The organism is Mesorhizobium sp. M1329 (assembly GCF_040318035.1).
GTDB lineage: Bacteria > Pseudomonadota > Alphaproteobacteria > Rhizobiales > Rhizobiaceae > Mesorhizobium.
Map to the genome: position 1 here is coordinate 1 of NZ_JAMYLN010000074.1, position 3,419 is coordinate 3,419.

General features: G+C 60.0%; 2 protein-coding genes. One reads left to right on the forward strand and one right to left on the reverse strand.

The features are described from left to right. Nucleotides 1-375: 375 nt before the first annotated feature. Nucleotides 376-978, reverse strand: a complete 603-nt coding sequence (locus tag NKH21_RS32525) for a cupin domain-containing protein (protein ID WP_352671792.1) — start codon at nt 976-978, stop codon at nt 376-378. A 413-nt stretch (nt 979-1,391) separates the two neighbouring features. Here NKH21_RS32525 and NKH21_RS32530 point away from each other — a divergent pair, with 413 nt between their 5' ends. Further along, a complete protein-coding gene (locus NKH21_RS32530; protein WP_352869987.1) occupies nt 1,392-3,413 on the forward strand; it encodes a RecQ family ATP-dependent DNA helicase in 2,022 nt (673 codons plus the stop codon). Nucleotides 3,414-3,419: the final 6 nt, after the last annotated feature.

The window sequence follows — 3,419 nt, forward strand, 5'->3', positions numbered from 1 at the left end:
AGCCTGCCGCACGGCGATCGTGGCCGCTGCGACGCCACTTGGCGCCGTCAATGTCCACGCGGTAAGCGCAGGCGCCTTGCGTCAAGGTCGAGGTGGACTCACGGCGCCGATCGAGGTGCGAATAGACTACGCTGGAAAAGGTGGCATCGAAGTCCGGCAGGCGCAAGTCAGTTGTCGCCTCAATGCGTCGGGCAGGGTCACTGCAATAATATAGCGCCAGGCCTGATTTGCCAGCGCTGCGCACGCCGACAGCGGCACGATCCGCTTCGCCATCTATCTACAAGGCGGCCTTCTTCGTCGGTGGCGCTAGGTGTTGGTCAAAGGTTCGGTTTGAGCCACGAAGCCAACCCGCAAGCCCCTTCGAAAAGAACGACTTCAGTCCCTTTCCCAGGCTGCGAGCAACGGGCCTTTGCCTCCGTAGACAGGGTCATTGCGCGGACGGCCAACCCTGGGGATCGTGACGACCGCCTTGGCATGATCGGCGGCGGTCGTGCACAGGTCATAGGTGCCGGATGGAGGATAGGCGCCGACGACCAGAAAATCGTCGGATGCGGAAAGGCACTGGTGCCCGGTGCCGGCAGGAAGCACCGCGACGTCGCCGGCCTTCAGCGACAGCGTTCGTCCCATCTTGCCGCCAAACCGGACTTTTGCCGTGCCGCGCGCGACGCCCAGCACCTCGTGAATCTGCGAATGATAGTGAGCGTAGTCGTAGATGCCGTCGCGCCAGCTATCGCCCCAGCCATTAGCGTCGAAAATCGCCTCCATGACCGCCGCCGGATCGAAGTCTTCAGGCAGCTTCACCGCGCCGCGATAGACGACCAGCGGCCAGAACGGATGGTTGGGGACGAGGCCGTCGTCCGTGAAGCGAAACTCGTTCGGTTTGCGCTGGATTACAAGATCGCCGACCTCGCGCTTGTCTGGTCTTGCGATGCCGGTGGCCTGCTCGGCGGCTTTCTTCGTGGTTTGCAGGATGCTCATGGTGTGGCCTTGGGTTGGTGGTGAGCTTCTGCCGGATTAACCGGCTGCATGGCGGGTCGGTTCCGCTGAGGCGACGAACTGGGAGCTATGTGGCCGGCAGGGCGACGCTTGGCGCCGCAACAAGGTCCGGCACGACGAATGTGGAACTGGCGGCGATTATCCGAGGTAGGGCGCAATGCTGCTGGCGGCTTGAGGTGTTGCTGCGTTACGTGTGTCACCAAATCTGCTGTTGACCCAATACCGATTCACCAAGTGACAAGCGGCACGAGTGCCATCCTGGGCGTCCGGATTACGTCAGTTTGGCCGGAACCTGACATCGGCACCTCAAAATGGAGCGGCGGCGTGATTGCGTCTATCGCAATTTGCCGTTGTAGTGCATTCCGCTTGTAAGTGTCGCTTATTAGGCGATTGCCGTGGGGGAGAAGATGGTCACACACAATGAGGCGCAGGAATTGCTGCGCGAAGCCACCGATAGTGCCGCGATGGAGTTCAAGAATGGCCAATGGGCGGCGATCGAGGCCATCGCGAATGGTCGTCGGCGTGTTCTCCTTGTCCAGCGCACCGGCTGGGGCAAGAGCATGGTTTACTTTGTGGCGACTCGTATACTCCGCGATGCAGGCGCAGGAGCCACACTCATCATCTCTCCACTGCTGGCATTAATGCGCAACCAACTTGAGGCTGCGGAGCGGCTAGGTCTCCGAGCTGTGACCATTAACACGACTAATCGCGAGGATTGGGACGGCATCATGGCGCGCGTGCGCGACAACCAGGTCGACCTACTCCTCGTGTCGCCCGAGAGGCTGGCAAATCAGGAATTCCTTGACAATTGTCTGTTGCCAATCGCGGACAGGATACAGTTTCTGGTCGTGGACGAGGCGCACTGTATCTCGGACTGGGGACACGACTTTCGGCCTGACTATCAGCGAATAGACCGCATTCTGGCTCAGCTTCCGCCGAATGTGGCCGTGCTTGCGACAACAGCCACGGCTAACGACCGAGTGGTGGCGGATGTGATGGCGCAACTTGGCGATGGCACACAGCTGCAGCGAGGGCCGTTGGCCCGAGAGACTCTCAGCCTGCAGACGGTGATCCTACCTGACCGCGCGGCGCGGCTCGCTTGGCTCGCGCAAGCAATAAGGCAGCTTCCCGGCAGCGGCATTGTCTATGCTCTTACTAAGCGAGACGTGAATCGTGTCACGGCGTGGCTTAGGTCACAGGACATTGACGCCCGCGCCTACCACAGCGGTGTCGGGGGCGAGGACGAGGATGGTGAGCCCGCAACCAGCCGCGAAGAATTAGAGAGCATGCTTATTAAGAACGAGGTGAAGGTGTTGGTTGCTACCAATGCGCTCGGTATGGGCTTCGACAAACCGGACCTGAGCTTCGTCGTGCACTTTCAGGCTCCGCAATCAATCGTCCACTACTACCAGCAAGTGGGACGTGCCGGTCGCGGGATTGATGATGCCGTGGGCGTGCTCATGGGTGGCGCCGAAGACGACGAAATCAATAGTTATTTCATCGGCCAGTCCTTCCCTCCAGAATGGCAAGTTGAGAAGATTTTGGACGTGCTCGATCAAGCCGACGATGGCATGTCGGCGATAGGGCTCACCCAAGAAGTGAACCTTCGTAAGTCGCAGATCGAAAAGGTTCTCAAGATGCTCTCGGTAGCAAGTAGCGGGCTTGTGGCGAAGCAGGGGTCCCGCTGGTATCGCACGATCAACGCATACCAGTCGGATCGAGAGCGTGTTGAACGACTAACTGGGCAGCGCCAAGGGGAATGGGATCACGTCCGAGCCTATCTAGAGACCGACCGTTGCCTCATGCGGTTCCTTGGCGAGGCACTCGATGACCCTGCTGCTCGCGACTGCGGGCGCTGTGCCAATTGCCTCGGAGTGCCACTCATCGAAATCGAGCTGAACGCCGCCGCTATTGCAGAGGCGAGCCGGTTCATAAAGCGCAGCGATGTCGTCATCAAATCCCGGAAGAGGTGGGAACCAGGCGCGTTTTCCACCTATGGTTGGACTGGCAATATCGCACTCGGGCTCCGCTGCGAGGACGGACGGGCGCTTTCCGTCTGGCGAGATGCCGGTTGGGGGACTCAGGTCGATGAGGACAAGGAAGGCGGACGTTTCAGTGACGAGCTTGTCGAGGCATGCGCCGAGATGATTGAGGAGCGGTGGCACCCTCAGCCCGCGCCGACGTGGGTCACCTGCGTGCCTTCATTACGCAGTGAGGCTCTCGTCCCTGATTTTGCGAAACGCCTAGCCATTCGGCTTGGCGTTCCATTTAGAGACGTCGTCTCAAAGGTGAAGGAAACGCAGCGCCAGAGGCATATGATGAACAGCTGGCAGCAATCGAGTGAACCGCCCCGGGTTTTCCGGAGGCCGTTTCGTTTGAGTCACGCGGCTATGGCTGGTTCATCCAACATGGCGTAGTAGCGT

Excerpts from the sequence above, each read along its gene's own strand:
- NKH21_RS32525 (WP_352671792.1), bottom strand. The coding sequence starts at position 978 with ATGAGCATCCTGCAAACCACGAAGAAAGCCGCCGAGCAGGCCACCGGC.